Origin of the sequence: Streptomyces sp. WMMB 322 (genome assembly GCF_900090145.1) — a bacterium.
Taxonomy (GTDB): Bacteria; Actinomycetota; Actinomycetes; order Streptomycetales; family Streptomycetaceae; genus Streptomyces.
The window spans coordinates 168,426-191,861 of record NZ_FMHI01000003.1; the positions used below are offsets into that span (position 1 = coordinate 168,426).

Consider the following 23,436-nt stretch of genomic DNA (forward strand, 5'->3'; position numbering starts at 1 on the left):
AAACGGACGCCACCAGTGCCGGCACCACGAGCGCCGGCACGACGGCGAAGCGGGCGCCGCGGGCCTGCTGCACGCCCTCCCGCCCGGCCTCCACACGCCGGCGTCCCACCCCGCTGCCGCGCGCCGGCGGCGTGCGGGACCCGCTGGGCGGCTGGCGTCCGCTGTCCGGCGGCACATTCCTGATGGGCTGCGAGAACGCCCCGTACCCCGCCGACGGCGAAGACCCCGTGCGTGAGGTGACGCTCCCTCCGCTGCTGATGGCGGCGACCGCTGTCACCGTCGCCGAGTTCGCGGACTTCACGGCGGAGACGGGCCACCGCACGGACGCCGAACGCTTCGGCTGGTCCTTCGTCTTCGGTGGCTTCCTGCCCGACGACTTCCCGCCCACGCGCGCCGCCGCCGCGGCGCCCTGGTGGCGGCAGGTGCACGGAGCCGACTGGCGGCACCCGGAGGGCCCGCAGTCGGACGTGGAGGGCCGCGAGGACCACCCCGTGGTGCACGTGTCGCACAACGACGCGCTCGCGTACTGCTCCTGGGCGGGCGCGCGCCTGCCCACCGAGGCGGAGTGGGAGTACGGAGCGCGCGGCGGGCTGAGCGGCATGCCGTACCCGTGGGGCGAGGAGCGCGACCCGGGCGGTGAGCACAGGATGAACATCTGGCGCGGCTCCTTCCCCGACCGCAACACGGCGGCGGACGGTTACGCCGGCACCTGTCCCGTCGACGCGTTCCCGCCCAACGGGTACGGGCTGTTCAACATGACGGGCAACGTCTGGGAGTGGTGCGCCGGCGCCTTCGCCCACGGCTCGGACGCCCGTGCCCTGCGCGGCGGTTCGCACCTGTGCCACGAGTCGTACTGCCTGCGCTACCGCACCTCCGCGCGCATGGGGAACACACCGGACTCCTCTTCCGGGAACACCGGCTTCCGTGTGGCGCTCTGACGGGCGTCGGTCCTGCGCTCCGCTCCGCCCGTGGGCGGACGGCGGTGAGCCGTCAGGTATCAGATGGGGTCGGGGGTCAGTTGTCAGCCGGCGGAATGTTGTGGTTGACGCGGAAGACGTTGTCCGGGTCGTACGCGGCCTTGACCGCCCTGAGCGTGGCGTAGTCCCCCGCCGTGTAGGCGCTGCGCAGAGCCTCCGGCGCGGTGTCCTCGACGCCGAGGAAGTTGGCGCACGAACCGCCGGTGCCCCATGGGGCCATCTTCCGGTGCAGGCAGTCGCGGGAGGCACGGTTCTCCGCCCCCGCGTCGACTCCGGTGAACAGGGAGAACGCGGCGTCGCGGCCGCCCACCGCGTTGGGTGCCGCCGGGCTGCGGGCGTACGCGCCACCGAAGTGCCGCACCTCCACGACGTACGGCGCGTCCGCGTCCGGGCCGGCCGTCGCCACGAGGGTCTCGACCGCGCCGACGTCCAGTTCGCGCAGCAGCAGGTTCCGGTCGTAGGCGACGTAGGGCGCGTCGGTGGGCTCGTGGTGGATCGACCCGACGTGCACATACGGCATGTCCCGGACGGTGTCCAGCAGTCGGGGCCCGAGGCCGCGCAGCGGGCGGACCAGCCGTTCGCCGTCCGCGGGAGCGCCCGAGTAGGCGATGCGGACATGGGTGACGAAGCGGCCACGCAGCGGCTCGGGCGCACCCGGCAGGTCCGGGTAGCGCATCAGCAGTACCGAGGAGGCCATTTCCTCGGGAGCCGTGCGCGTCCAGGCGGCGTACGCGTGCAGCACCTCGGCGGTCGCCTCTGCCGGGAAGTAGAGCCCGCCGCCGTACAGCCTCGCGACGGGGAAGAGACCGATCTCCATCGCGACGACGATCCCGAAGTTGTCCTTGCCGCCGCGCAGTGCCCAGAACAGGTCCGGGTCGCCGTCACCGGTCACCCGGCGCAGCCGGCCGTCGGCCGTGGCCACGTCGAGCCGGCGCACATGGTCGGCGGCGTACCCGTAGCGGCGGCCGAGCAGACCCGCCCCGCCACCCAGGGTGTATCCGACGGCACCGACTGAGGGGCTCGAACCGTTGAGCGGGGCAAGGCCGTGGCAGGTGCTCGCAGCGAGCACGTCGCGCCAGCGCGCCCCCGCCTCGATCCACGCGGTGCGGCCTACGGGGTCGACGCGTACGCCCGTCATACGCCGCGTGTTGACCAGCACGGCGTCCCCGTCCGCACCGGCCGAGGGACCGTGACCGGTCGCCAGTACGCCTACGGCCCCGCCCGGTGCCGACGTGGCCGCCCTGACCGCGGCCGCCGCGTCCTCCGCGCACACCGCGCCGACCACGCACGCGGGCCGGTGCTCAACGGCTCGGTTGAGCCCCGCCCGTTCGGCGTCGTAGCCCGCGTCGCCGGCCCTGAAGACCGGTCCCGTGAAGATGCTCATGCGGCCAACGTAGGAGCTGCCACCGGGAACTTCTTGAATGAATCGGACATCCTCGGGCCCTGCGTTCCCGGGCACGGCGCACCGGCGGGTCCCGCGCGGCACCTGCGCGGCACCCACGCGCGAAAAGAGCCCGAACCGCTTCGTGCACACGTCTTGTATGCGCTTCCTGTAAGCGCATACAGTCCCGGCGCACCGGACGCCGGAACGCCTCGGCCCCTCACGACCTCACGGAGGCCTCGTCATGACGTCGCACCTCTCGACTCCGCGCCGCCGCACCGTACTCGGCGGGGCCGGGGCGATCGCCGCCGGCAGCCTGAACGCCGCACCTGCCGCCGCTGCCGGCCCCGCGGCTGCCGGCGCACGGCAGGAGAAGCAGAAGGCGAAGGAGCCGTCCGTCACCTACGAGCGCAAGCAGCTGCTGATCGACGGCGAGCCCGTGCTCGTACTGGCAGGCGAGATCCACTACTTCCGCCTGGAGCGCTCCGACTGGCAGTCCCGCCTCGACCTCGCCAAGGAGGCCGGGCTCAACACCATCGCCACCTACATCCCCTGGATGTGGCACGAGACGGCGGACGGTTCGATCGACGTGACGGGCAGGACCCGCAAGGAGCGCGACCTGGGGGCCTTCCTGGACCTGTGCACCGACAACGGCTTCCACGTCATCGCCCGGCCCGGGCCGTTCACCATGGCGGAGCTCAAGGGCGAGGGCATTCCGCTGCGCGTACGCAAGGAGCACCCGGAGATCGTCCCCAAGGGCTGGGACGGCCAGAAGGACACCGCTCAGACCATCGACTACCTGGCGCCCGCCTATCTCAAGGAGGTGCGGCGCTGGTACGACGCGGTGATCCCGGTGATAGCCGAGCGCAGGCACCGCAAGGGCAAGAAGGGCGTCATCGCCTGCCAACTCGACAACGAGATCGGCATGCTGCCGTGGGTCAGCAACCATCCCGCCCTCACGGACGGCACGCTCAAGGCGTTCAACTCCTGGCTCGATGAGACCTACGGCTCGAAGCTCGGCGAGCGCTACCCCTTCGCGGACAAGCCCGCCGACGAGCGCGACAAGGCCATCCGCGCCCCCAAGGACGCCTACGCGCCCGCCCTCATGCACGACCTCGGCGCCTTCACACGCGGCCGGTTCGCGCGCTACGTCCGCGCACTGCGCAAGGCCGCCGAGGACAACGGGCTCAAGGGCATCCCGTTCCTCATCAACATCCACGGCACGTCGGACGGCGGCGCGAAGAAGTTCCCCATCGGCATCAGCCAGTTGATGGAGACCTGGTCGGGCGAGCCGGGGATCTTCGCCGGGTCGGACTTCTACCTCGGCGGGCTCACCGTCAAGAACGTCACCGACCTCTACCTCATCAACGCACTCACCGAGTCGGTCCAGGACGCCGACCAGCCGCTGAGCGCCCTGGAGTTCGACGCGGGCCACGCCGACTACGGCAACAACCTGGACAACCAGGAGGACGCCGAGAGCGGCGACCTGAAGACGCGGCTCTGCGTGGCGCAGGGCGTAAAGATGATCAACTACTACCTGTTCGCGGGCGGGTTCAACCCGAAGCTGGACAAGCCCGCCGGGGACGGCAACGACCGCATCGGCATCACCGGCGAGCGCCACGGATTCTCGGCGCCCGTCGATCCGGAGGGCCGGCGCAACCTCAGCTACGAACCGCTGAAGAAGACCGTCCACGCGGTCGGCGGTCTCGCCGGCGTCCTCGCCGGCATGGTGCCCGAGTACGACGACGTGGCCCTGGGCTTCGTCCCCGACCACTACCTGACGGAGTACCACCCTCCGGGGCGTGCGAGCGTCGACGCGATCCTCTCCGACATCGAGGAGATCCGCGGCTTCGGCCCGCGCGGCGCCCTCTCCCGGGCCATGCTGCTCGGCGGCTTCCGCTACCGGGCCCTCGACCTCCAGTCGGGGCGGCTCGATCCGGAACGTACGCCCGTACTGGCGCTCGCGACCGGCAGGAACCTCGCGACGAAGGTGCAGCGCGAACTCGTCCGGTATCTCCGGGCGGGCGGGAAGCTGCTGCTGTCCGGCCGGGTGCCGGAGGAGGACATGGCAGGCAGGGCCAGTACGGAACTGCGCGATGCGCTGGGCCTGAAGGCCGGCAGGACGCTCACCGACGCCGACCGGTTCTGGCTGTCGGTCACATCGCACGGGTGGGCCGCACCGCGTGCCGAAATCCGCGTGGGCAAGGCCCAGTTGTGCACCCCGAGCAAGGGCGCGACGGTGCTGCGCGAGGTCTCCACGGGCAAGGGCTGCGGCTTCGACGTCCCCGTCGGCAAGGGACGGGCCGTCGTGATCACGACGGATTACCGCTGCGATCTGGACTTCTGGCGCCGTGCCCTCAAGGCGCTGGGGGCGAGCCCGGCCATCACCCACAGCGCAGTCGACCCGGGTCTCTTCCTGCTGACCACGCGCACCGTCGACGGCGGGGACGGCGCAGCCGGGCGCCTTCTGCACGCGCTGAACGTCACGTCGGGGCTGGACCAGGAGTTCACGGTCTCCGAGAAGGGCAGGGCTCTCTTCGGGGGCGAGAGGCTGCGCGTCCGGGGGCGCAGCGGCGCCATGCTGCCGCTCGGGATGAAGGCGGGCGGCGGGCGGATCGCATACGCCACGGCCGAGATCACCGGTGTGGAGAGGGGGAGGCTGACCTTCCGCGCGGTGAGCGGTGCGGACTCCGTCGTCGCCGTCGACGGCAGCGCCAGGTGCGAGGGCGCGAAGTCCTCCCGTGAGGGCGGGCACACGGTTCTGCGCGTCCAGCGGCCGGAGTTCACCGTGCACCTCGGCTGAGTACCCGTCACCCGGCCCGGCGTCCGGGTGACCCCGCCCCGCCCACCGGCGTGGCAGCCCGGCCCGCCCGCGCCCGGTCCCCATGGTTCCACCATGGATCGCACCTCTTCGGGCGCTCGGCGCCGCGGACGTTGGGCGGGGAGGCCGACCGGTGAGCACAGCAGCTGACGACCGGAAGGTACGGAGTCCGGGCACCGAGCCGCCGGCGACCAGCCGGCGGCTCAGCTTCGGCAAGAGGCTGCTGAACTATCTGAGCACCACCGATCACAAGGTGATCGGGAACATGTATCTGGCCACGTCCTTCGCGTTCTTCCTCGTGGCCGGCCTGATGGCGATGATGATGCGGGCCGAACTGGCCGGGCCCGGCCTGCAGATCTTCTCGGCCCAGCAGTACAACGAGCTGTTCACCACGCACGGCACGATCATGATGCTGCTCTTCGCGACGCCCACGTTCACCGGGTTCGCCAACGTCATCATGCCGTTGCAGATCGGCGCGCCGGATGTGGCCTTCCCCCGGCTGAACGCCTTCACGTACTGGGTGTTCCTCTTCGGCGGGCTGATGGTCCTCAGCGGATTCCTCACACCTGATGGTTCCGCGGCCTTCGGCTGGTTCGCCTACGCGCCGCTCAACAGCTCGACGTTCTCACCCGGTTCGGGCGGCGACCTGTGGACGATGGGGCTCGTGGTGGCGGGGCTGAGCACGATCCTCGGCTCGGTCAACTTCATCACCACCGTCATCTGCCTGCGCGCCCCGGGCATGACCATCTTCCGGATGCCGCTGTTCACCTGGAACGTGCTGTTCACCTCGATCCTGGCGCTGCTGGCCTTCCCGGTGCTCACCGCGGCGCTGCTCGCCCTGGAGGCGGACCGCAAGTTCGGGTCGCACATCTTCGACGCGGCCAACGGCGGGGCGATCCTGTGGCAGCACCTGTTCTGGTTCTTCGGGCATCCCGAGGTCTACATCGTGGCGCTGCCGTTCTTCGGCGTCGTCACGGAGATCATTCCCGTCTTCAGCCGCAAGCCGGTGTTCGGGTACATCGGTCTGATCGCGGCGACGTGCGCCATCACCGGTCTGTCGGCCACGGTCTGGGCGCACCACATGTTCGCGACGGGCGCGGTGCTGCTGCCGTTCTTCTCGCTGATGTCGTTCCTGATCGCGGTGCCCACGGGCGTGAAGTTCTTCAACTGGATCGGCACGATGTGGCGCGGGTCGCTGTCGTTCGAGACGCCGATGCTGTGGTCCGTCGGCTTCCTCGTGACGTTCCTGCTGGGCGGGATGACGGGGGTCCTCATCGCCTCGCCGCCGCTGGACTTCCACCTCACCGACAGCTATTTCATCGTCGCGCACCTGCACTACGTGCTCTTCGGCACGATCGTCTTCGCCACGTTCGCCGGCTTCTACTTCTGGTGGCCGAAGATGACCGGGAAGATGCTGGACGAACGCCTGGGGAAGATCCACTTCTGGACTCTCTTCATCGGCTTCCAGGGCACGTTCCTCGTCCAGCACTGGCTGGGCGAGGAGGGGATGCCCCGCCGGTACGCCGACTACCTGGCGGCCGACGGCTTCACGACGCTCAACACCGTCTCGTCCGCCAGTTCCTTCCTCCTCGGCCTCTCCACGCTCTTCTTCCTCTACAACGTGTGGCACACCTCCAGATACGGCGCGCGCGTCACCGAGGACGACCCATGGGGCTGGGGGCGCTCCCTGGAGTGGGCGACGTCGTGCCCGCCGCCCCGGCACAACTTCGAGGCGCTGCCGCGCATCCGCTCCGAGTCGCCGGCCTTCGATCTCCACCATCCGGGGACGGCACGGCCGCTGTCCGGACCGCGGGCGTCGCAGGAGGCCCCGCGATGAAGGTCGAGGCGCTGATCTTCACAGGCGTGGCCGCGTTCTTCGCCGTCGTCTCGGCCTGCTACATCCCCTTCTCCGAGGACGCCGCCGGGAACACGGCTCTGCTGGTCTCCTTCCTGATGTCCGCACTGATCGCCGTCTTCCTGTGGGTGCAGTACGCCCGGAACGTCGGAGGCCCGCAAGGACGCAAGGACGCGGACGTCCACGAGGGCGCCGGGCCGCTCGCGTTCTTCTCGCCGCGCAGCTACTACCCGGTCTTCACGGCCCTGGGCACGGCGGTGGCCGGGCTCGGGGTGATCTTCGGCCTGTGGCTCTTCCTCATCGGGATCGGGATCACCGCCCCCGGCGTCGCCGGATTCGTCTTCCAGCACAACGACCGCTGACCCGCCCGTACCAGGAGAGAGGAGGACGGCGGATGCTCCCGCAGCGCAGGAAGGTGGAACCCGGCGCCAGGGCGGGCCGTGCCGCGAGGAGCGGCTTCAAGTACCTCGACGACCGGCTGCCGGCCGGCGAGGGCGGCTCGCTCGTGCGCAAGGCGTTCCCCGACCACTGGTCGTTCCTGCTGGGCGAACTCGCGCTCTACAGCCTGATCCTGCTCCTGCTGACGGGCGTCTTCCTCACCTTCTTCTTCCACCCCGGTGAGATGGAGATCCGCTACACCGGCTCGTACGCGCCGCTGCGGGGGCAGTTGGTCTCCGAGGCGTACGACTCGACGCTGCGGCTCAGCTTCGACGTGCGCGGCGGTCTGCTGATCCGTCAGGTGCACCACTGGGCGGCGCTGGTGTTCGTCGCCGCCATCGGCGTCCACATGTTGCGGGTGTTCTTCACCGGTGCCTTCCGCAAGCCGCGTGAGATCAACTGGGTCGTCGGGGTCACCCTGTTCGTGCTGGCGGTGGCGGAGGGCTTCTGCGGCTACTCCCTCCCCGACGACCTGCTCTCCGGCACGGGGCTGCGGGTCGTGCAGAGCCTGCTGCTGTCGATCCCCGTCGTCGGCACGTACCTGAGCTTCTTCCTCTTCGGCGGCGAGTACCCGGGCACGGAGATCATCCCGCGGCTGTACACGGTGCACATCCTGCTGATCCCGGCCCTCATCGTCGCCCTGGTCGTGCTCCACCTGATCCTGGTCGTCTACCTCAAGCACACGCACTGGGGCGGGCCGGGCAGGACGGACAAGAACGTCGTGGGGCAGCCGATGTTCCCCCAGTTCGCCGCCAAGTCCACCGGCCTTCAGCTGATCGTCTTCGGCGTGATGTTCGTGCTGGGAGGCGTCGTCCAGATCAACCCGGTCTGGAACTACGGCCCTTACCGCACCGACCAGGTCAGCACCGGCTCCCAGCCCGACTGGTACGTGGGCTTCCTCGAAGGCTCGCTGCGTCTGATGCCGCCGTTCGAGACGACCGTGTGGGGTCACACCTTCATGTGGAACATCCTCGTCCCCACGGTGATCCTCCCCGCGCTGATCTTCCTGGGCATCTACCTCTATCCCTTCCTGGAGAGGTGGCTGACCGGGGACGACAGGGAACACCACGTGTGCGACCGGCCGCGGGAGCGCCCCGCCCGCACCGCGCTCGGCGTCGCCGGCATCACCTTCTACGCCGTACTGCTGCTGGCCGGGGGCAACGACGTGATCGCCGCGGTCTTCCCCCTCTCCCTGAACGGTCTGACCTGGACCTTCCGCACAGCACTCGTGGTGGCCCCGGTGATCGCCTTCATGGTCACCAGGCGGCTGTGCCTGGCGCTGCGCGCACACGACCTCGAACGCGTGCGGGAGGGCGTCGAGACGGGCGAGGTGCGGCAGACCGTCGAGGGCGGGATGCAGCCGGAGCACCGTCCGCTCCCCGCCGCCGAGCGCTACACGCTGCTGATGCGGGAGGTGCCCCGTCCCCTCGAGCGTGCACCGGGACGCGCGGACGGGCACGGGGCCGACGGACACGGGGCCGACGGGCACGGGGCCGACGGGCACGGGGCGGACGGGCGCGATGCCGGACGGGTCGAGCGGCTGCGCGTCGCGCTGAGCCGCTGGTACCTCGGGGACCGCGTCGAATGACGGACCGCCACGGGCACCGGCCCGGCGGGGCGGCCTGCGCGCCGGCCGTCCGCGGCGCGGCACGCAGCTCTCAGACCAGCCCTTCGCGGACCGCCGTCGAGTAGGGGCCGCGGCCGACGTCGTCGGGGCGCCCCAGCACGTGCAGCGTGAAGTCCGGGTCGCGGCAGTCTGTCAGCAGCGTCAGGCCGGGGACCGCGCTGAGGACGGGGGCGAGGGAGCGGCCGGTGCGGTGGTGTTCGGGCGCGGGGTGGTTCCAGTGCACGGTGACGAGGGTGCCGCCGGGTTCGAGGGCCTCGACGGTGCGGTTGAGCACGTCGCGCAGCGTCCGGTCGTCGAAGTAGTAGAGGAGCTCGGAGAGCACTATGAGCTCGAATCTTCCATCGGGCCACTCGTCGGGCACGGCCAGCCGCCGCACCTGCACGTGCGGCAGGTGCCGGGTCCGGGCGGCGGTGCGCTCGGCCGCCGCGGCCACACGGTCGGTGGCCAGGAGGCTGTCGCAGCGTTCGGCGAGTGCCGTGGTGAGGAGGCCGACCGAGCAGCCGGGCTCGAAGGCGCTGCGGTAGCGGCGCTGCGGCAGCGCGGCGAGCGTGTGGTCGTACTTCCGCTGCACGTACCACTGCCCGGAGAGGCTCCAGGGGTCGGCCGAGTCGCTGTAGAGCTGCTCGAAGTACGCGGCGGGAGTGTTCATCGCGGGACCACCTCGCGTGCTCGGCCGGAACTGTCCGTCCCCCCGGCAGACGCACGGCGGGTTCTCCCCAGAGCTTCGCATCGCGTGATTAAAGGTGCATCTCGGACCGGTACGGGCAGTGGACCGTCCGGGTCAGGAGGCCGCCTTCCCGGTCCGCGTCCCGCCGAGGGCACGGATGAGCTCCTGCCGGTTCATCCGGGAGCGCCCCCGGAGGCCCCGGTCGGTGGCGCGCTCGTACAGGTCCCGCCTGCTCAGCTCGGACAGCCGCCGCGCGCCGCCGCTCCCGCCGCCGGCGGCGGACCGCCCCTTCCGCGGGGCCTTCCCCGCGTCCTTCCGCGCGCCGTGTCCCGAGCGTGTCCGCGCCCCCTTCCCCGGGCGCTCCCGCGGACCCTTCCGCGAACCGGCCCGGTCGACGCTGCGACGCAGGGCGTCCTCCAGGTCGACCACGTTGGTGGCCTCGGGCGGTTCCTCCCCGGCGGCGACCTCCTTGCCGTCGCGCTTGGCCTCGACGAGCCGGCGCACCCTCTTCTCGTAGGTGTCCTCGTAGTCCTCGGGACTCCAGTCGACCGACATCGCGTCGATGAGCTGCTTCGCGCTCTGCAGCTCCCGGCTTCCGGCCTGCTTCCGTGCGGGCAGCCGGGGAAGCTCACGCTCCGGGTCGCGCACCTCGTCCGCCCAGTGCAGGGTGTGCAGTTCGAGCACGTCGTCGCCGGCGCGCAGCGCGACGAGGTACTCCCTGGCGTGCATCACGAAGGTCGCGACGCCGGCCTTGCCGGATTCGGCGAGGGCGGTGCGCAGCAGCCGGTAGACGTTGGAGTACTCGTCGCTCCTCGGCGCCAGGTAGTACGTGCGGCTGAAGAAGGCCGGCTCCACCTCGTCCAGGTCGACGAATCCGCTGACCTCGATCACCTGCGACCTGCCCGGCGCGATCTCGTCGAGCTCCTCCGGCTCGACGACGACGTACTCCCCGTCCCCGAGGTCGTAGCCCTTGACGATGTCGTCGTAGTCGACGCGCTTGCCCGTGCGTTCGTTCACGCGCCGGTTGCGCACCCGGTCGCCCGTGCCGCGCTCGAGCTGACGGAAGTGGACCGTGTGGTCCTCCACGGCGGCGAACAGCTGCACGGGAACGGTCACCAGACCGAAGGTGATCACTCCGCTCCAAATCGGGCGGGCCATGTCGCGGCCCTCCTTCCGTACGTACGCGACCCCGTCTTCCCGGTCACTCGCCGGGGCGGGTACCCCGTGGGCACGGTTCACGCCGTCGCGGCCCGAGCCGTCCTGCCTCGCACCGTGTGCCCGTGCCGCACCGCGTGCCCGTACCGCACCGCGTGCCCGTGCCGCACCGTGTGCCCGTGCCGCACCGTGTGCCCGTGCCGCGCCGTGTGCCCGTGCCGCGCCGCGCCACGATCCGCGCCCCGGCTCTGGTGCCCGGGGCCGCCTCCGTACGGTCTCCGCCCGGGTTCCCGCTGCCCCGCGCTCAGTGGTGGAAGGCCGTCGCCTCCGAGACGGGGCGCCCCAGCGGGCCGCTCTGGTTCCGCAGTTCCGGCAGCAGCGACGTCAGGTCGTCCAGGAACTGGTCGGAGAGGTCCGCGGTGAAGCCGTTGCGGCACACGATCCGCAGTACGGACAGGTCCTCCCGGTTCGGCGGGAAGTTGTAGGCGGGCACCAGCCAGCCCCGCTCGCGCAGCCGCCGCGAGACGTCGAAGACGTCGAAGTTCGTCACGCCGGGCGCCGTGGTGAAGGCGAAGACCGGAAGCTCGCCGCCGTCGGTCAGCAGCCGGAAGTCTCCCGTCTCCCCGATGCGGGCGGCCAGCGACCGTGCCACGTCACGGGCCGTCTGCTGTACGGCGGTGAAGCCCCCGTGTCCCAGCCGCAGGAACGTGTAGTACTGCGCGGCGACCTGAGCGCCGGGCCGGGAGAAGTTGAGCGCGAAGGTGGGCATGTCGCCGCCGAGGTAGTTCACGCGGAAGACCAGGTCCTCCGGCAGCGCTTCCTGCGAGCGCCACAGGGCCCAGCCGACACCGGGGTAGACCAGCCCGTACTTGTGCCCCGAGGTGTTGACAGAGGCGACCCGCGGCAGCCGGAAGTCCCACAGCAGCTCCGGGTCGAGGAAGGGCGCGATCATCGCGCCGGACGCTCCGTCCACGTGCACCGGTACGTCGGTGCCCGTGCGCTCCTGGAGTTCGTCGAGCGCCCGGCACAGCTCCGCGACCGGCTCGTACGACCCGTCGAAGGTGGAACCGAGGACGGCCACGACGCCGATGGTGTTCTCGTCGCACAGCTGCGCCGCGGCCTGCGGGTCGAGGTGGAACCGCTCGCCCTCCATGGGGACCTGACGGGCCTCCACTTCCCAGAAGTTGCAGAACTTCTCCCAGCACACCTGCACGTTGGAGCCCATCACCAGATTCGGCCTGGCCGCGCCGGGATAGCGGTCGCCCACGCGCCGGGTCCAGCGGCGCTTGAGCGCCAGGCCGGTGAGCATGCACGCCTCGCTGGAGCCGGTCGTGGAGCATCCGACGGCCGCGGCCGGGTCGGGGGCGTTCCACAGGTCGGCGAGGATCGCCACGCAGCGCCGCTCCAGCTCGGCCGTGCGCGGGTACTCGTCCTTGTCGACCATGTTCTTGTCGCGGCACAGGGCCATCAGCGCGCCTGCCTGCGGCTCCATCCACGTCGTCACGAAAGTCGCCAGATTCAGACGGGAGTTGCCGTCCAGCATCAGCTCGTCGTGCACGAGCTGACGGGCCGCCTCGGGTGCCATGGGTCCGTCGGGCAGCCGGTGGCGGGGCGGTTCCGTCGCCATTCCGCTGACGGGGTCGGCCTCGCCGTAGAAGGGGTTGACGGAGACCGCGCGGGGTTCCGCGGGCGACCGTCCCCCGCCGCCGGTGCCGCGACCGGAGTCGGCTGGGCGGTTGCCGTTACGGCCCTTGTGCAGCGACATCTCTCAGCGCCTCCCGGGCGGCCGTCGCGGATGGCCTCTGCCGCGAACCTACGGGCACCGGGCGCCCGGGGCGCGCCGGGCTGGGCCGGCCGGGGCTGCGGGTGCGTGTACGGACTCGGCCCCGCTCAGGGCTTGAGCGCCAGCCCCGCCCAGAGCCCGACCTCCGCGTCCGCGACGTCCTGCTCGCCGCCGATGCACGCGCCCGGGTGCCGGTACGGGCGCCAGCGGTGCGGCACCACGATGCCGGGCTCGACGAGTTCGAGACCGTCGAAGAAGCGGGCGAACTCCTCCCGGCTGCGCGTCCGCGCCCGCGCCACGCGGTCCGTGTAGACCTGCCCGGCCGCGCCTGCCTCGGGTGCGAGGTCGCTGGTGCCGTGGGTGAGCACGAGAGCGGAACCGGCGGGCAGAGCGGCGGCGAAGCGCCGCACGGCGCCGTAGGCGACCCGGTCGTCGGGCACGAAGTGCAGCAGCGCCAGCACGCTCAGCGCGACCGGACGCGTCAGGTCCAGGACCCGTCCCAGCTCCGGCGACCCGAGGACGGAGTCGGGATCGGTGAGATCGCCCTCCAGACAGGCGGTGCGCCCCTCCGGCGAACTGCTCATCAGTGCGCGGGCGTGTGCCAGCACGAGCGGGTCGTTGTCGACGTACACGACGCGGGCACACGGATCGTCCTCCTGGACGATCTGATGGAGGTTCGGCTCGGCCGGTATGCCCGCCCCGATGTCGAGGAACTGTGCGAACCCCAGCTCCTCCGAGAGCACGCGGGCCACGCGGTGCATGAACGCCCTGTTGGTGCGGGCGGCGGTGCGCACGCCGGGCCAGGCCGCGAGCACCTGGTCGCCGGCCTCGCGGTCCGCCTCGTAGTTGGTCTTGCCGCCCAGGTAGTAGTCGTAGACGCGGGCCATGTGCGGCCGGTCCATCATCAGGTCCCCGGGAACCCCGGAACCGGGCGTGCTCTCGTCCCCCATGCACGGGCCTCCCGTCGGCGCCAGCGGGATCTCCCGCGTCCGGGGGTTCTCCCCACCACGCCTCTGCGTCACACCCGGTCACGCACCGCAGCCGGCAACGGACGGCCGGCCGGGCCGTTCGGCTTTCCGTTCCCGGCGTCACCCGCTTCCTCCGACGCCACCGGGGCAGTCCGCGCCGGGGTACCCCACAGGCCACAACGCAGCCCCATTCGATCGGCATTGACCTAATATGTGCCCTTCGCGCCGAAATTGATCAGAGCCCTCCCGGAGGTGCACATGTCCGTACGCGGCCCCTCGATCACCGAGCGCGGTCCCGGTCTCGGAGAACGCGGCCCCGGACCGGTGCATGTGACGCTGTCCGTCAACGGGGCCGAGCGTCCGATGGAGATCGAACCGCGGGTCAGCCTGCTCGACGCACTGCGCGAGCACCTCGGCCTGACCGGCTCCAAGAAGGGCTGCGACCAGGGCGCCTGCGGCGCCTGCACGGTCTGGGTGGACGGGCGCCGCGTGCTGGCGTGCCTCACCCTCGCGCTCACCTGCGAAGGACGCGAGGTCACCACCATCGAGGGACTGGCCGGACCGGACGGCCGACTGCACCCCATGCAGCGGGCGTTCATCGCCGAGGACGCCTTCCAGTGCGGCTACTGCACCCCCGGCCAGATCATGTCCGCCGTGGCACTGACGGCCGAGGGCCACACAGGAGACGACGAGATCGGGGAATGGATGAGCGGCAACCTCTGCCGCTGCGCCGCCTACCCCCACATCCGGGCCGCGGTCCGCGCCGTCCGCGACGGCAACTGAGCACCACAGAAACGGAGTACGTCCCGTGCGGCTCATCACCTACTCCCGCGCCGCCGACGCCGCCGCCGCGATCGCGGCCGTCAGCGCCGACCCCACCAGCGACTTCCTCGCCGGCGGCACCACCGAGGTCGACCTCCTCCGGCAGAACGTGCTCACACCCCGCCGGCTCGTCGACATCAACGGCCTGCCGCTCACCGGCATCGACGAGGCGCCGGACGGCGGGCTGCGCATCGGCGCCCTCGCCCGCATGAGCGAGGTGGCGGCCTCCCCGCTCGTACGGGAGCGGTACCCCGTCGTCGCCCAGGCGCTGGAGGCGGGAGCGTCGCCGCAGCTGCGCAACATGGCCTCCATGGGCGGCAACCTCCTCCAGCGGGTGCGCTGCCCCTATTACCGCGACGCCGTCTCGCCCTGCAACAGGCGCGAGCCCGGCTCCGGATGCTCCGCGGTCGAGGGCTTCAGCCGCGGCCACGCGGTGCTCGGCACGAGCGAACAGTGCATCGCCGCCCACCCCTCCGACGTGGCCGTGGCGCTCGCCGCCCTGGACGCACGCGTGCACACGCTGGGCAGACGCGGCGAACTGGCATACGGCATCGACGACTTCTTCCTGACGCCGGGACACACCCCGCACCGCGAGCACCCGCTGGAGCACGGCGAGCTGATCACCGCGATCGAGTTGCCGTCCGCGCCGATCGGCCGGCGCTCGGTGTATCTGAAGGTCCGCGACCGGGCGAGCTACGAGTTCGCGCTGGTCTCCGCCGCCTGCGCACTGTCCCTTGTGGACGGCACGATCGCCGACGTCCGCCTCGCGCTGGGCGGCGTGGCGACCAAGCCGTGGCGTGCCCACCGCGCCGAAGGCGTGCTGCTCGGGGCGCCCGCCCACAGGGACAGCTTCGCCGAGGCGGCACGCATGGAGCTGTCCGACGCCCGCACCACCGCCGACAACGCCTTCAAGACCGAACTCGCGCAGCGCGTGATCGTACGCGCCCTGGAAACGCTCACGGTGAACGGGAGGACCTCATGACCACGGCGATCGGGCAGCCGCTCGAACGCGTCGACGGCCGCCCCAAGGTCACCGGCTCGGCGCGCTACCCCACCGAGATCCCCGCGCCCGGCACGGCACACGCCTGCGTCGTCGGAGCAGGCGTGGCCGCCGGCCGCGTCAGGTCCATCGACACCTCGGCCGCGCTGGAGGAGCCCGGTGTGCTCGCGGTGCTCACGCACGAGAACCTGCCGAGGATCGCCACCCAGCCGCCGCTCGTCCCGTCCCTCTTCGGCGGTCCCGCTCCCGGCGAGACCTTCTTCCCCATGCAGGACGATGTCGTGCACTACCGCGGCCAGCACATCGCCCTCGTCGTCGCCGACACCCATGAGCGCGCCCAGCACGCGGCCGCGCTGCTGCGCGTCGAGTACGACGAGTCCGAGCCCCTCACCACCATCGCGCAGGGCCGCGATCAGGCGTACGAGGCAGAGTCGGTCTTCGCGGGCTTCCTTCCCGGCCGGACGTCGCGCGGCGACATCGGGGCGGGGCTGGAGAAGGCAGACATCGTGGTGGAGGGGACGTTCACCTGCGCCGCCAACAACCACAATCCGCTGGAGACCTCGGGCACCACCGCGGTGTGGGACGGCGACGAGCTGCTCCTCCACGACGGCACCCAGGGCGTCAACTCCACCCAGCTCACCGTGGGCGCACTGCTGGGCGTCCCGCTGTCGAAGATCCGCGTGATCAGCCACTACGTCGGCGGGAGCTTCGGCTCGAAAGCCATGGTCTGGCACCACCCCACGCTCGCGGCGATGGCGGCGCGGGCGGTCGGACGCCCCGTCAAGCTGTCCCTCACCCGCGAGCAGATGTTCACCTCCTGCGGCCACCGCGAGGAGCAGGAGCAGCACATCACCCTCGGCGCCACCGACGACGGCCGGCTCACCGCACTGCGCCACCACAAGCTCTCCCCCACCTCGCATTTCGACGACTGGGCGGAGCCGTCCCTCAACTCGGCAGCGCAGATGTACGCCTGCCCCAACCACGAGGGCGTCTACCGGCTCATCCGCGCCAACACCATGACGCCCACCTTCATGCGGGGCCCCGGCGACACCTCCGGCATGTTCGCCCTCGAATGCGCCATGGACGAACTCGCGGAGAGGACCGGCCTCGATCCGATCGAGCTGCGGCTGCGCAACTTCGCCGACGTGGACCCGGCCTCCGGGAACCCCTGGTCCAGCAACGGCCTCAAGAAGTGCTACGAGCGGGGAGCCCACAGCTTCGGCTGGTACGACCGTGACCCCGGCACCCCCCGGCGCGAGGGCGACTGGCTCATCGGCACGGGCATGGCGGCCGCCGGCTACCCGGCGCCGCCTCCCGGTTCGCCGCAGCGCGCCAGGGCCCGCATCTACGCCGACGGCAGCGTCGTCGTGCAGGCCGCGACACCCGAGTTCGGCACCGGCGTCGCGACCGTGATGGCGCAGGTCGCCGCCGACGCCCTCGGCGTCCCCGTGGAGCGCTGCCGGTTCGAGACGGGCGACACCGACTACCCCGGGATCGCCGCGGCGGTCGGCTCGGCGGGCGCCGGCATGATCAGCGCCGCCGTCCACGCCGCCGCGACGGCGCTGCGCGACCAGCTCATCGGGGAGGCCGTCGCGGACAGGGGCTCACCGCTGCACGGGGCCGACCCCGCCGGCGTCGTCGTCGCCGACGGAACCATGAGCGCGGGCACGTCCCGCGAGCAGTACACGGAGATGCTGCTGCGCAACCACCGCCCCGACGCCGAGGCTTCGGGCACGTGGAACCCACCGGGCATGGACACCCCCTACGGGATGCTCACCTTCGGCGCGCAGTTCGCGGAGGTCGCCGTGGACCCCGAGCTGGGGCTGGTGCGCGTGAGGCGCATGACCGGTGCCTTCGCGCCGGGCCGGGTGCTCAACTCCCGTACGGTGCGCAGCCAGCTGATGGGCGGAATGCTCTGGGGGCTGGGGCAGGCGCTTCTGGAGTCCAACCGGATGGACCCCCGTACGGGCCGCTGGGAGAACAACAGCCTCGGCGAGTATCTGGTCGCGGTGAACGCCGACGCTCCCGAGGTCACTGTCGAACTGGTCGACGTCGAGGACCGGATCGTCAATCCGCTCGGCGTGAAGGGCGTCGGCGAGATCGGGCAGGTCGGGGCGAACGCCGCCATCGCCAACGCGGTTCACCACGCGACGGGCCGCCGCATCCGCAAGATGCCGATCACGATCGAGGACATCATCCGTTGAATCCGCCGGACTCCGCTGACCCGGCCGGCCCACCGCGGCGCCGCCGGCGCGGCGTCGTGACCATCAGCACCGCCGTGGCGACGACGGCCACGGCCTGGGAGACCAGCGCGACCAACTTGTCCCGGCTCCACGACGGTTCGTACATGTCGGGGAACGGGCCCAGCTCCCCCACGTCGGCGTACCGGTAGATCAGCAGCAGGGCGAGCCCCCCGGCGGCGACGGCGAAGGCGAAGAAGTCCGCGGGAAGCCGCCGCCACGCCAGCAGCAGCAGTGCCGCCAGCGCCCCCAGCGCGGCCTCGAGCCGGAAGAGGTCACCCTGGCTGACGGCCGCGACGACCGCGTCGTAGGCGGGTGCGAGATCCGCGTGCACATAGGCGTTGAGGGCGAGCCCGGCCGCGGCCAGCACCCTGGCGAGGGCCCGGAGGAAGCGGTGCGAGGCGCGCGGCGGGCGCCTGTGGTCAGTGGCCACCACCACCGCCCTCCCTGGACTTCCCGGCCGGGACGGTGGCCGCTCGTTCGGGCGCGGGCCCGGCGCCGCCGAGGAGGAGCAGCGAGGCGGCGGCCCCGGCGGCCGCCGCCCTCCTGACGCCGTTTCTCATCTCGGGCCTCCTCTGCGCGGACCGTCCTCCTCACTAGAGCCCAGGCGTTCCGGGGCCGCCATTCCGCGCGGTCCGTTCTATGTACGCCCCCGCCCGCTCCCTCGCACGGCCCGCTGCCATCTTCTGCACTTAGGTAAGCCTTGCTTAAGCAGATCGGCGCACACCGCCACCGTCGTCCGCACATCCGCCCGTCAGCCCACCGGGAGTCCACATGTCCGCTCTCGCCCGAAACCGAACTCTCATAGCGGGTGCGGCAGTGCCTTTGCTGGCCGCCGCCGCACTGACCGGCTGCGCGGAGAAGTCGAAGGCAGGCGGGCACGGCGGGGTACGGGTCACCGCCGACGACTCGGCGTGCAAGGTCTCGGACGACACCTTCCCCGCGGGGCACCTGAAGCTCCACGTGGAGAACAAGGGCAGCAAGGTCACCGAGGTCTACGTCTACGCACCCGGCGACCGCATCGTCACCGAGCGGGAGAACATCGGCCCCGGCACCAAGGCCGAGATCACCACCGAGGTCGAGCCCGGCAAGTACGAGATCGCCTGCAAGCCCGGTATGAAGGGCGACGGCATCCGCCAGAAGGTGACGGCCGGCGGGAAGGGAGCGAAGGCCGAGCGCAACCCGAAGCTCGACTCCGCCGTCTCCGAGTACCGCAGGTACGTGCAGAAGCAGGCCGACGAAACGATCCCCGCCGCGCAGAAGTTCGCGGACGCGGTCGAGGACGGAGACGTCGAGGGCGCCAAGAAGGAGTATGCGGTCTCCCGCATCGGCTGGGAGCGCACCGAGCCGGTGGCGGAGTCCTTCGGCGACATCGACCCGAAGGTCGACGTGCGCGAGGACGGCCTCGAGGAGGGCCAGAAGTGGACGGGCTGGCACAGGCTCGAGAAGTCCCCCTGGGAGAAGAAGAAGATCTCGGCGGAGGACAAGAAGCTCGCCGGCCGCCTGATGAAGGACCTGAAGGACTGGCGGAAGCGCGTCGGCAAGGCCGAGATCACCCCCACGAGCATGGCCAACGGCGCCAAGGAACTCCTCGACGAGGTGGCCACCGGAAAGGTCACCGGCGAGGAGGAGCGCTACAGCCACACGGACCTGGTCGACTTCCAGGCGAACGTCGAGGGCGCCGAGAAAGCGTACGAACTGCTCAGGCCGGTGACCGCCAAGAAGGACGCGCAACTGGCGAAGGACCTGGACAAGCAGTTCGAGGCGATCGGGAAGCTGCTGGACGAGCACCGCGAGGGCGACGGGTTCGTCTCGTACGACAAGGTCGGCAAGAGCGAACGCAAGAAGCTCTCGGACGGTGTGAACGCGCTGGCCGAACCGCTTTCGCGGCTCGCCGCCACCGTCGTGGCGTGAGGGGCGGACAGTGACAGCTGAAGCGGAACACTCCGGCGACGCGAAGTCCCGCCGTGACACCGGGGACCGGCACGGCGGACAGAGCCTGGAACAGAACGGGGAACAGGCCCGCGAACAGGCCGGGGAGCAGACCCGCGAGCAGTCCGGGGAACGGCCGGGCTCCGGCGGTGCTGAGCGGCGCAGGGCGCACCCGGGGCGCCGCGCGCTGCTCGGCTGGGGCGGCGCCGGCCTGGCCGTCGGCGCGGCCACGGCGGGAGGCACGGCTGCGGCGCTGGGCTACGGGAGCGGCGCCGAGTCCGTCGCCGCGGACTCCGCCGGTGCCGTGCCCTTCCACGGTGAGCACCAGGCGGGCATCGCCACCCCGGTGCAGGACCGGCTGCACTTCGCCGCCTTCGACGTCGTCACCGACGACCGCGCCGCGCTGATCGACCTGCTCCAGAAGTGGACGCGGGCGGCGGCCCGGATGACGGCGGGCGAGACGGTCGGCACGGGTGCGGTCGGCGGGCCGGCCCAGGCACCGCCCGACGACACGGGCGAGGCGCTGGGCCTCAAGCCCTCACGGCTCACGCTCACATTCGGCGTCGGCCCGTCCCCCTTCGAGAACGACAAGGGCGAGGACCGCTTCGGCATCAAGAAGAAGCGGCCGGCCGCCCTGCCGGACCTGCCCCACTTCCCCGGCGACGCCCTGGACGAGAAGCGCAGCGGCGGCGACCTGTGCGTGCAGGCCTGCGCGGACGACCCGCAGGTCGCGGTCCACGCCATCCGCAATCTGGCACGCATCGGCTTCGGCAAGGTGTCGGTGCGCTGGTCGCAGCTCGGCTTCGGCAAGACCTCCTCCACGACACCGTCCGCGCAGACGCCGCGCAACCTCTTCGGCTTCAAGGACGGCACCCGCAACATCTCCGGCGACGACACGGCGGCGCTGAAGCGTCATGTGTGGGCGGGGAAGAAGGACGGCGCCGAGTGGATGGCGGGCGGCTCCTACCTCGTGGCGCGCCGTATCCGCATGAACATCGAGATCTGGGACCGTACTCCGCTGGCCGAGCAGGAGATGATCATCGGCCGCAGCAAGGGGGAGGGCGCCCCGGCGGGCCGCCGCCACGAGCGCGACCCGGTGAAGCTGTCGGCCATGCCTCCCGCGTCGCACGTGAAGCTGGCGCACCCGGAGTCCAACGACGGCATCCGTATCCTGCGCCGCGGCTACAACTTCACCGACGGCACGGACGGGCTGGGCCGGCTGGAGGCGGGGCTGTTCTTCATCGCCTACCAGCGGGACGTACGGCAGAGCTTCATTCCCTTGCAGCTCCAGCTCGCGCGGAAGGACATCGACCTCAACGAGTACATCCAGCACGTGGGTTCAGCGGTGTTCGCGGTACCGCCCGGTGTCCGTGACTCCGGCGACTGGTGGGCCCGGCAGCTCTTCTCCTGACCCCGCACCCGGAAGGATGACGGCGTGTTCGGCAATTACTTGATCGGCCTGCGCGAGGGGCTCGAAGCCAGCCTCGTCGTGTGCATCCTCGTCGCGTACCTCGTCAAGACCGACAACCGTGCGAAGCTGCCGCCCGTCTGGGCCGGGGTGGGCATCGCCGTCGCGGTCAGCCTGGCCTTCGGCGCGGGTCTCCAATTCGGCACGCAGGAACTGACGTTCACCGCTCAGGAAGCGATCGGCGGCTCGCTCTCCATCGCCGCGGTGGCCCTGGTGACGTGGATGGTCTTCTGGATGCGGCGGACCGCCCGGCATCTGAAGGCGGAGCTGGAGGGCAAGCTCGACGCGGCTCTCGCCATGGGCAGGGGCGCCCTGGTGGCGACGGCGTTCCTCGCCGTCGGGCGCGAGGGCATCGAGACGTCCCTGTTCGTGTGGAGGTCGGTGGACGCCGCCGGTGACGGCGTCCGTCCGCTGGTGGGCGCACTGCTGGGCATCGTCACCGCGATCGTGATGGGCTGGCTGTTCTACCGGGGAGCCCTTCGGATCAACCTGGCCCGGTTCTTCACATGGACGGGCGGCCTGCTGATCGTCGTGGCGGCGGGCGTCCTCGCCTACGGGGTGCACGACCTTCAGGAGGCGCGGTTCCTCGGCGGCCTGGAGAACAAGGCGTTCGACGTCAGCTCCGCGGTGCCCGTCGACAGTTGGTACGGCATCCTGCTCAAGGGCACGGTCAACTTCCAGCCGGACCCGACCGTCGTCCAGGCATGGGTGTGGGTGCTCTACACGGTTCCCGTCCTCTTCCTGTTCCTGCGCCGCCCCAAGCCGCCGCGGCAACAGGGGTCCGGAGGCTCCGGGGAACGCGCCACGGAAGAATCCGGCCAACAGACGCCGGTGCGCTGACTGTTCGCGGCACCTCCGGGGCCGACCGTTCACGAGGCCGTGCGACCGCCGGCACCCGCAGCGCCCACGTGCCCTCACTGCAGGGGGACTTGCACCGGCGCGGCTCCCCGCCTTCGCAGTCCGCGCGGGGAGCCCGTACACACGGGCCCCCGCGCCGCACCCGAACCTGAACCCCCCGCCCGCCTTGCCTGCCCCGCCCGGCCCGGCCCGCATGCCGAAGCCTCGTCCGAGGGCGCCGGTTCGCCACCGGTGCCGCCCCCTCCCCGGCGGCGAACCGCGGGCCGCCGCATACCCGGCGGTCCGATCCGGATTGCCGACGCCTTCCCGGGGAATGACGTCACCGCCACGACCGATTCTTCGATCTTCACAAATGCGGAACGAGGCGGCTTTGGCGGGTTTCAGTGGTATTGACAAGTGAAACCTCAAGGCCACCTCAAAATGTCTTCTCCAAATCGGTCATAAGTACAGAAGCACGCCCCACTCGGGCGGTTGAACGGCTCGTGGACCATTGACCACGGCCGTTGCGGCATGGAACTCTACGGCCGTCGGGCGACAACCGTGAAGCCGAAGCGGGGGCTTTGTCGAAATGCACACTCGAATTGTGATCGGCGACGAAAGACGTCTTTACTCGGAAGCCATCGCGGCGACACTCAATCTTGTCCAGGATTTCGAAGTGGTCGCGACCGTGAACAGCCGCGACGAAATAGTTCCCACTGTTCTGCGCAAGCTTCCCATGGTGACCGTGCTGGGCACCAACACCACCGCACGTAATGGTCGTTGCCTGACCGACGAGTTGCGGGCGGCCATCCCCCGGTGCCGGATCGCCGTCATAGGCACCACTCCCGGCTCCCCCGCCAAAAGGCAGGAGGCAGCCGCACCGGGATTACTGAGTGTCGTGCCCGACAACGCGGCCCTGCCGCAACTGGTGAATGCCATACGTGGACTCGTGGTGAACAACACGGGTGTTCCCGCGGGCGCTCCCGCCAATTCCGGCGGAACACCTCAGCATGCCGGAAGCCCGATGGACGCGGCTCTTATCCGCCAGCCCGGGTGCAGCGGCAGATCACTCAGCACCAGGGAAAAGGAAGTCCTCCGGCTCACCGCGGGCGGAGCCCCCGTACGGGAAATCGCCGCGGAACTCTTCCTCTCCCCCGGCACGGTACGGAACGTCACTTCCAGCGCCATCAAGAAGCTGGGCGGCAGGAACCGTTTCGACGCCGCGTGCATCGCGAGCAAGCGCGGCTGGCTCTGAACTTCCGGGCGGCCGGGCCGTGCAGCTTTCCGGCCGGGCCGTCCGGATTCCAACCGTCAACCGTCAACCAGGCATCAACCGTGACCAAGCGCACCCTTGACATCACCGTGCGCACCGACATTACTGGTTCTCTGCGCCATCAGTGGACAACGATGTCAAGTATTCCCGGGGAGCGGCCTCGTGCGCCAGAGTCAGGCACGCAGCGGACGA

General features: G+C 70.9%; 19 protein-coding genes. 12 read left to right on the plus strand and 7 right to left on the minus strand.

The annotated features are described in order from the left end of the window. Positions 1-113: 113 nt before the first annotated feature. A complete protein-coding gene (locus H180DRAFT_RS06635) occupies positions 114-938 on the plus strand; it encodes a formylglycine-generating enzyme family protein (RefSeq protein ID WP_055485268.1) in 825 nt (274 codons plus the stop codon). A 76-nt stretch (positions 939-1,014) separates the two neighbouring features. On the opposite strand, the gene H180DRAFT_RS06640 is transcribed toward H180DRAFT_RS06635, so the two are convergent. Beyond that, on the minus strand, positions 1,015-2,361 hold the full coding sequence (locus H180DRAFT_RS06640) for an FAD-binding oxidoreductase (RefSeq protein ID WP_055485049.1): 1,347 nt from the start codon (positions 2,359-2,361) through the stop codon (positions 1,015-1,017). 241 nt (positions 2,362-2,602) lie between these two features. On the opposite strand from H180DRAFT_RS06640, the gene H180DRAFT_RS06645 reads away from it, so the two are divergent. The 4 genes from H180DRAFT_RS06645 to H180DRAFT_RS06660 all read left to right on the plus strand — a co-directional run bounded on the left by H180DRAFT_RS06645 (position 2,603) and on the right by H180DRAFT_RS06660 (position 9,060). After that, positions 2,603-5,161 (plus strand): beta-galactosidase, encoded by a 2,559-nt coding sequence (locus tag H180DRAFT_RS06645; RefSeq protein ID WP_055485050.1) that lies wholly within the window; start codon positions 2,603-2,605, stop codon positions 5,159-5,161. Positions 5,162-5,243: 82 nt separating this feature from the next. Beyond that, the gene (gene ctaD / locus H180DRAFT_RS06650) at positions 5,244-7,016 is read left to right on the plus strand and encodes an aa3-type cytochrome oxidase subunit I (RefSeq protein WP_079099900.1); all 1,773 of its coding nucleotides are present in this window, start codon (positions 5,244-5,246) and stop codon (positions 7,014-7,016) included. Next, positions 7,013-7,396, plus strand: coding sequence for an aa3-type cytochrome oxidase subunit IV (locus H180DRAFT_RS06655; RefSeq protein ID WP_055485052.1), 384 nt, complete (start codon positions 7,013-7,015; stop codon positions 7,394-7,396). The genes ctaD and H180DRAFT_RS06655 overlap by 4 nt, the downstream gene beginning before the upstream one ends. Before the next feature lie 32 nt (positions 7,397-7,428). After that, the gene (locus H180DRAFT_RS06660) at positions 7,429-9,060 is read left to right on the plus strand and encodes a cytochrome bc1 complex cytochrome b subunit (protein ID WP_055485053.1); all 1,632 of its coding nucleotides are present in this window, start codon (positions 7,429-7,431) and stop codon (positions 9,058-9,060) included. Between the two features lie 70 nt (positions 9,061-9,130). Here the strand turns inward: H180DRAFT_RS06660 and H180DRAFT_RS06665 are convergent, their stop codons facing one another. The 4 genes from H180DRAFT_RS06665 to H180DRAFT_RS06680 all read right to left on the minus strand — a co-directional run bounded on the left by H180DRAFT_RS06665 (position 9,131) and on the right by H180DRAFT_RS06680 (position 13,654). Then, positions 9,131-9,748, minus strand: a complete 618-nt coding sequence (locus H180DRAFT_RS06665; RefSeq protein ID WP_055485054.1) for an SAM-dependent methyltransferase — start codon at positions 9,746-9,748, stop codon at positions 9,131-9,133. A 132-nt stretch (positions 9,749-9,880) separates the two neighbouring features. After that, entirely contained in the window at positions 9,881-10,924 is a 1,044-nt protein-coding gene (locus H180DRAFT_RS06670) for a non-homologous end joining protein Ku (protein WP_055485055.1), read from the minus strand. A 301-nt stretch (positions 10,925-11,225) separates the two neighbouring features. Continuing rightward, positions 11,226-12,686 carry a glutamate decarboxylase gene (locus H180DRAFT_RS06675; RefSeq protein ID WP_055485056.1) on the minus strand — a complete coding sequence of 487 codons (1,461 nt, stop codon included), beginning with the start codon at positions 12,684-12,686 and terminating at the stop codon, positions 11,226-11,228. A gap of 125 nt (positions 12,687-12,811) precedes the next feature. Continuing rightward, positions 12,812-13,654: an SAM-dependent methyltransferase gene (locus H180DRAFT_RS06680; RefSeq protein ID WP_055485057.1), complete on the minus strand. Its 843-nt coding sequence runs from the start codon at positions 13,652-13,654 to the stop codon at positions 12,812-12,814. Positions 13,655-13,930: 276 nt separating this feature from the next. Here H180DRAFT_RS06680 and H180DRAFT_RS06685 point away from each other — a divergent pair, with 276 nt between their 5' ends. From H180DRAFT_RS06685 to H180DRAFT_RS06695, 3 genes are read left to right on the plus strand one after another with little or no spacing between them, the layout of a single operon-like run. After that, complete coding sequence (locus H180DRAFT_RS06685) at positions 13,931-14,455, plus strand: (2Fe-2S)-binding protein (RefSeq protein ID WP_055485058.1); 525 nt, start codon at positions 13,931-13,933, stop codon at positions 14,453-14,455. 25 nt (positions 14,456-14,480) lie between these two features. Next, positions 14,481-15,476, plus strand: coding sequence for an FAD binding domain-containing protein (locus tag H180DRAFT_RS06690; protein WP_055485059.1), 996 nt, complete (start codon positions 14,481-14,483; stop codon positions 15,474-15,476). Then, a complete protein-coding gene (locus H180DRAFT_RS06695; protein ID WP_055485060.1) occupies positions 15,473-17,698 on the plus strand; it encodes a xanthine dehydrogenase family protein molybdopterin-binding subunit in 2,226 nt (741 codons plus the stop codon). The genes H180DRAFT_RS06690 and H180DRAFT_RS06695 overlap by 4 nt, the downstream gene beginning before the upstream one ends. Here H180DRAFT_RS06695 and H180DRAFT_RS06700 read toward each other — a convergent pair. Together H180DRAFT_RS06700 and H180DRAFT_RS29735 are read right to left on the minus strand one after the other, a co-directional pair. Further along, the gene (locus H180DRAFT_RS06700; protein WP_055485269.1) at positions 17,688-18,167 is read right to left on the minus strand and encodes a hypothetical protein; all 480 of its coding nucleotides are present in this window, start codon (positions 18,165-18,167) and stop codon (positions 17,688-17,690) included. The genes H180DRAFT_RS06695 and H180DRAFT_RS06700 overlap by 11 nt on opposite strands. Further along, positions 18,157-18,297 carry a hypothetical protein gene (locus H180DRAFT_RS29735; RefSeq protein ID WP_159033562.1) on the minus strand — a complete coding sequence of 47 codons (141 nt, stop codon included), beginning with the start codon at positions 18,295-18,297 and terminating at the stop codon, positions 18,157-18,159. Before H180DRAFT_RS29735 ends, H180DRAFT_RS06700 begins: the two co-directional genes overlap by 11 nt. 211 nt (positions 18,298-18,508) lie before the next feature. On the opposite strand from H180DRAFT_RS29735, the gene efeO reads away from it, so the two are divergent. From efeO to H180DRAFT_RS06720, 4 genes are all read left to right on the plus strand, one after another. Then, complete coding sequence (efeO, locus tag H180DRAFT_RS06705) at positions 18,509-19,648, plus strand: iron uptake system protein EfeO (RefSeq protein ID WP_079099901.1); 1,140 nt, start codon at positions 18,509-18,511, stop codon at positions 19,646-19,648. A 205-nt stretch (positions 19,649-19,853) separates the two neighbouring features. Further along, the gene (gene efeB / locus H180DRAFT_RS06710) at positions 19,854-21,077 is read left to right on the plus strand and encodes an iron uptake transporter deferrochelatase/peroxidase subunit (protein ID WP_254665923.1); all 1,224 of its coding nucleotides are present in this window, start codon (positions 19,854-19,856) and stop codon (positions 21,075-21,077) included. A gap of 24 nt (positions 21,078-21,101) precedes the next feature. Further along, positions 21,102-21,974: an iron uptake transporter permease EfeU gene (gene efeU, locus H180DRAFT_RS06715; protein ID WP_055485061.1), complete on the plus strand. Its 873-nt coding sequence runs from the start codon at positions 21,102-21,104 to the stop codon at positions 21,972-21,974. 601 nt (positions 21,975-22,575) lie between these two features. After that, on the plus strand, positions 22,576-23,226 hold the full coding sequence (locus tag H180DRAFT_RS06720; protein WP_254665910.1) for a response regulator transcription factor: 651 nt from the start codon (positions 22,576-22,578) through the stop codon (positions 23,224-23,226). Positions 23,227-23,436: the final 210 nt, after the last annotated feature.

Bases quoted from the DNA above. Each gene is read 5' to 3' on its own strand.
- H180DRAFT_RS06680 (WP_055485057.1), bottom strand. From the start codon at position 13,654: ATGGGGGACGAGAGCACGCCCGGTTCCGGGGTTCCCGGGGACCTGATG.
- H180DRAFT_RS06645 (WP_055485050.1), top strand. From the start codon at position 2,603: ATGACGTCGCACCTCTCGACTCCGCGCCGCCGCACCGTACTCGGCGGG.
- H180DRAFT_RS06675 (WP_055485056.1), bottom strand. From the start codon at position 12,686: ATGTCGCTGCACAAGGGCCGTAACGGCAACCGCCCAGCCGACTCCGGT.
- efeO (WP_079099901.1), top strand. From the start codon at position 18,509: ATGTCCGCTCTCGCCCGAAACCGAACTCTCATAGCGGGTGCGGCAGTG.
- H180DRAFT_RS06695 (WP_055485060.1), top strand. From the start codon at position 15,473: ATGACCACGGCGATCGGGCAGCCGCTCGAACGCGTCGACGGCCGCCCC.
- H180DRAFT_RS06655 (WP_055485052.1), top strand. From the start codon at position 7,013: ATGAAGGTCGAGGCGCTGATCTTCACAGGCGTGGCCGCGTTCTTCGCC.
- H180DRAFT_RS06665 (WP_055485054.1), bottom strand. From the start codon at position 9,748: ATGAACACTCCCGCCGCGTACTTCGAGCAGCTCTACAGCGACTCGGCC.
- H180DRAFT_RS06640 (WP_055485049.1), bottom strand. From the start codon at position 2,361: ATGAGCATCTTCACGGGACCGGTCTTCAGGGCCGGCGACGCGGGCTAC.
- H180DRAFT_RS29735 (WP_159033562.1), bottom strand. From the start codon at position 18,297: ATGAGAAACGGCGTCAGGAGGGCGGCGGCCGCCGGGGCCGCCGCCTCG.
- H180DRAFT_RS06660 (WP_055485053.1), top strand. From the start codon at position 7,429: ATGCTCCCGCAGCGCAGGAAGGTGGAACCCGGCGCCAGGGCGGGCCGT.
- H180DRAFT_RS06685 (WP_055485058.1), top strand. From the start codon at position 13,931: ATGTCCGTACGCGGCCCCTCGATCACCGAGCGCGGTCCCGGTCTCGGA.
- H180DRAFT_RS06670 (WP_055485055.1), bottom strand. From the start codon at position 10,924: ATGGCCCGCCCGATTTGGAGCGGAGTGATCACCTTCGGTCTGGTGACC.
- ctaD (WP_079099900.1), top strand. From the start codon at position 5,244: ATGGTTCCACCATGGATCGCACCTCTTCGGGCGCTCGGCGCCGCGGAC.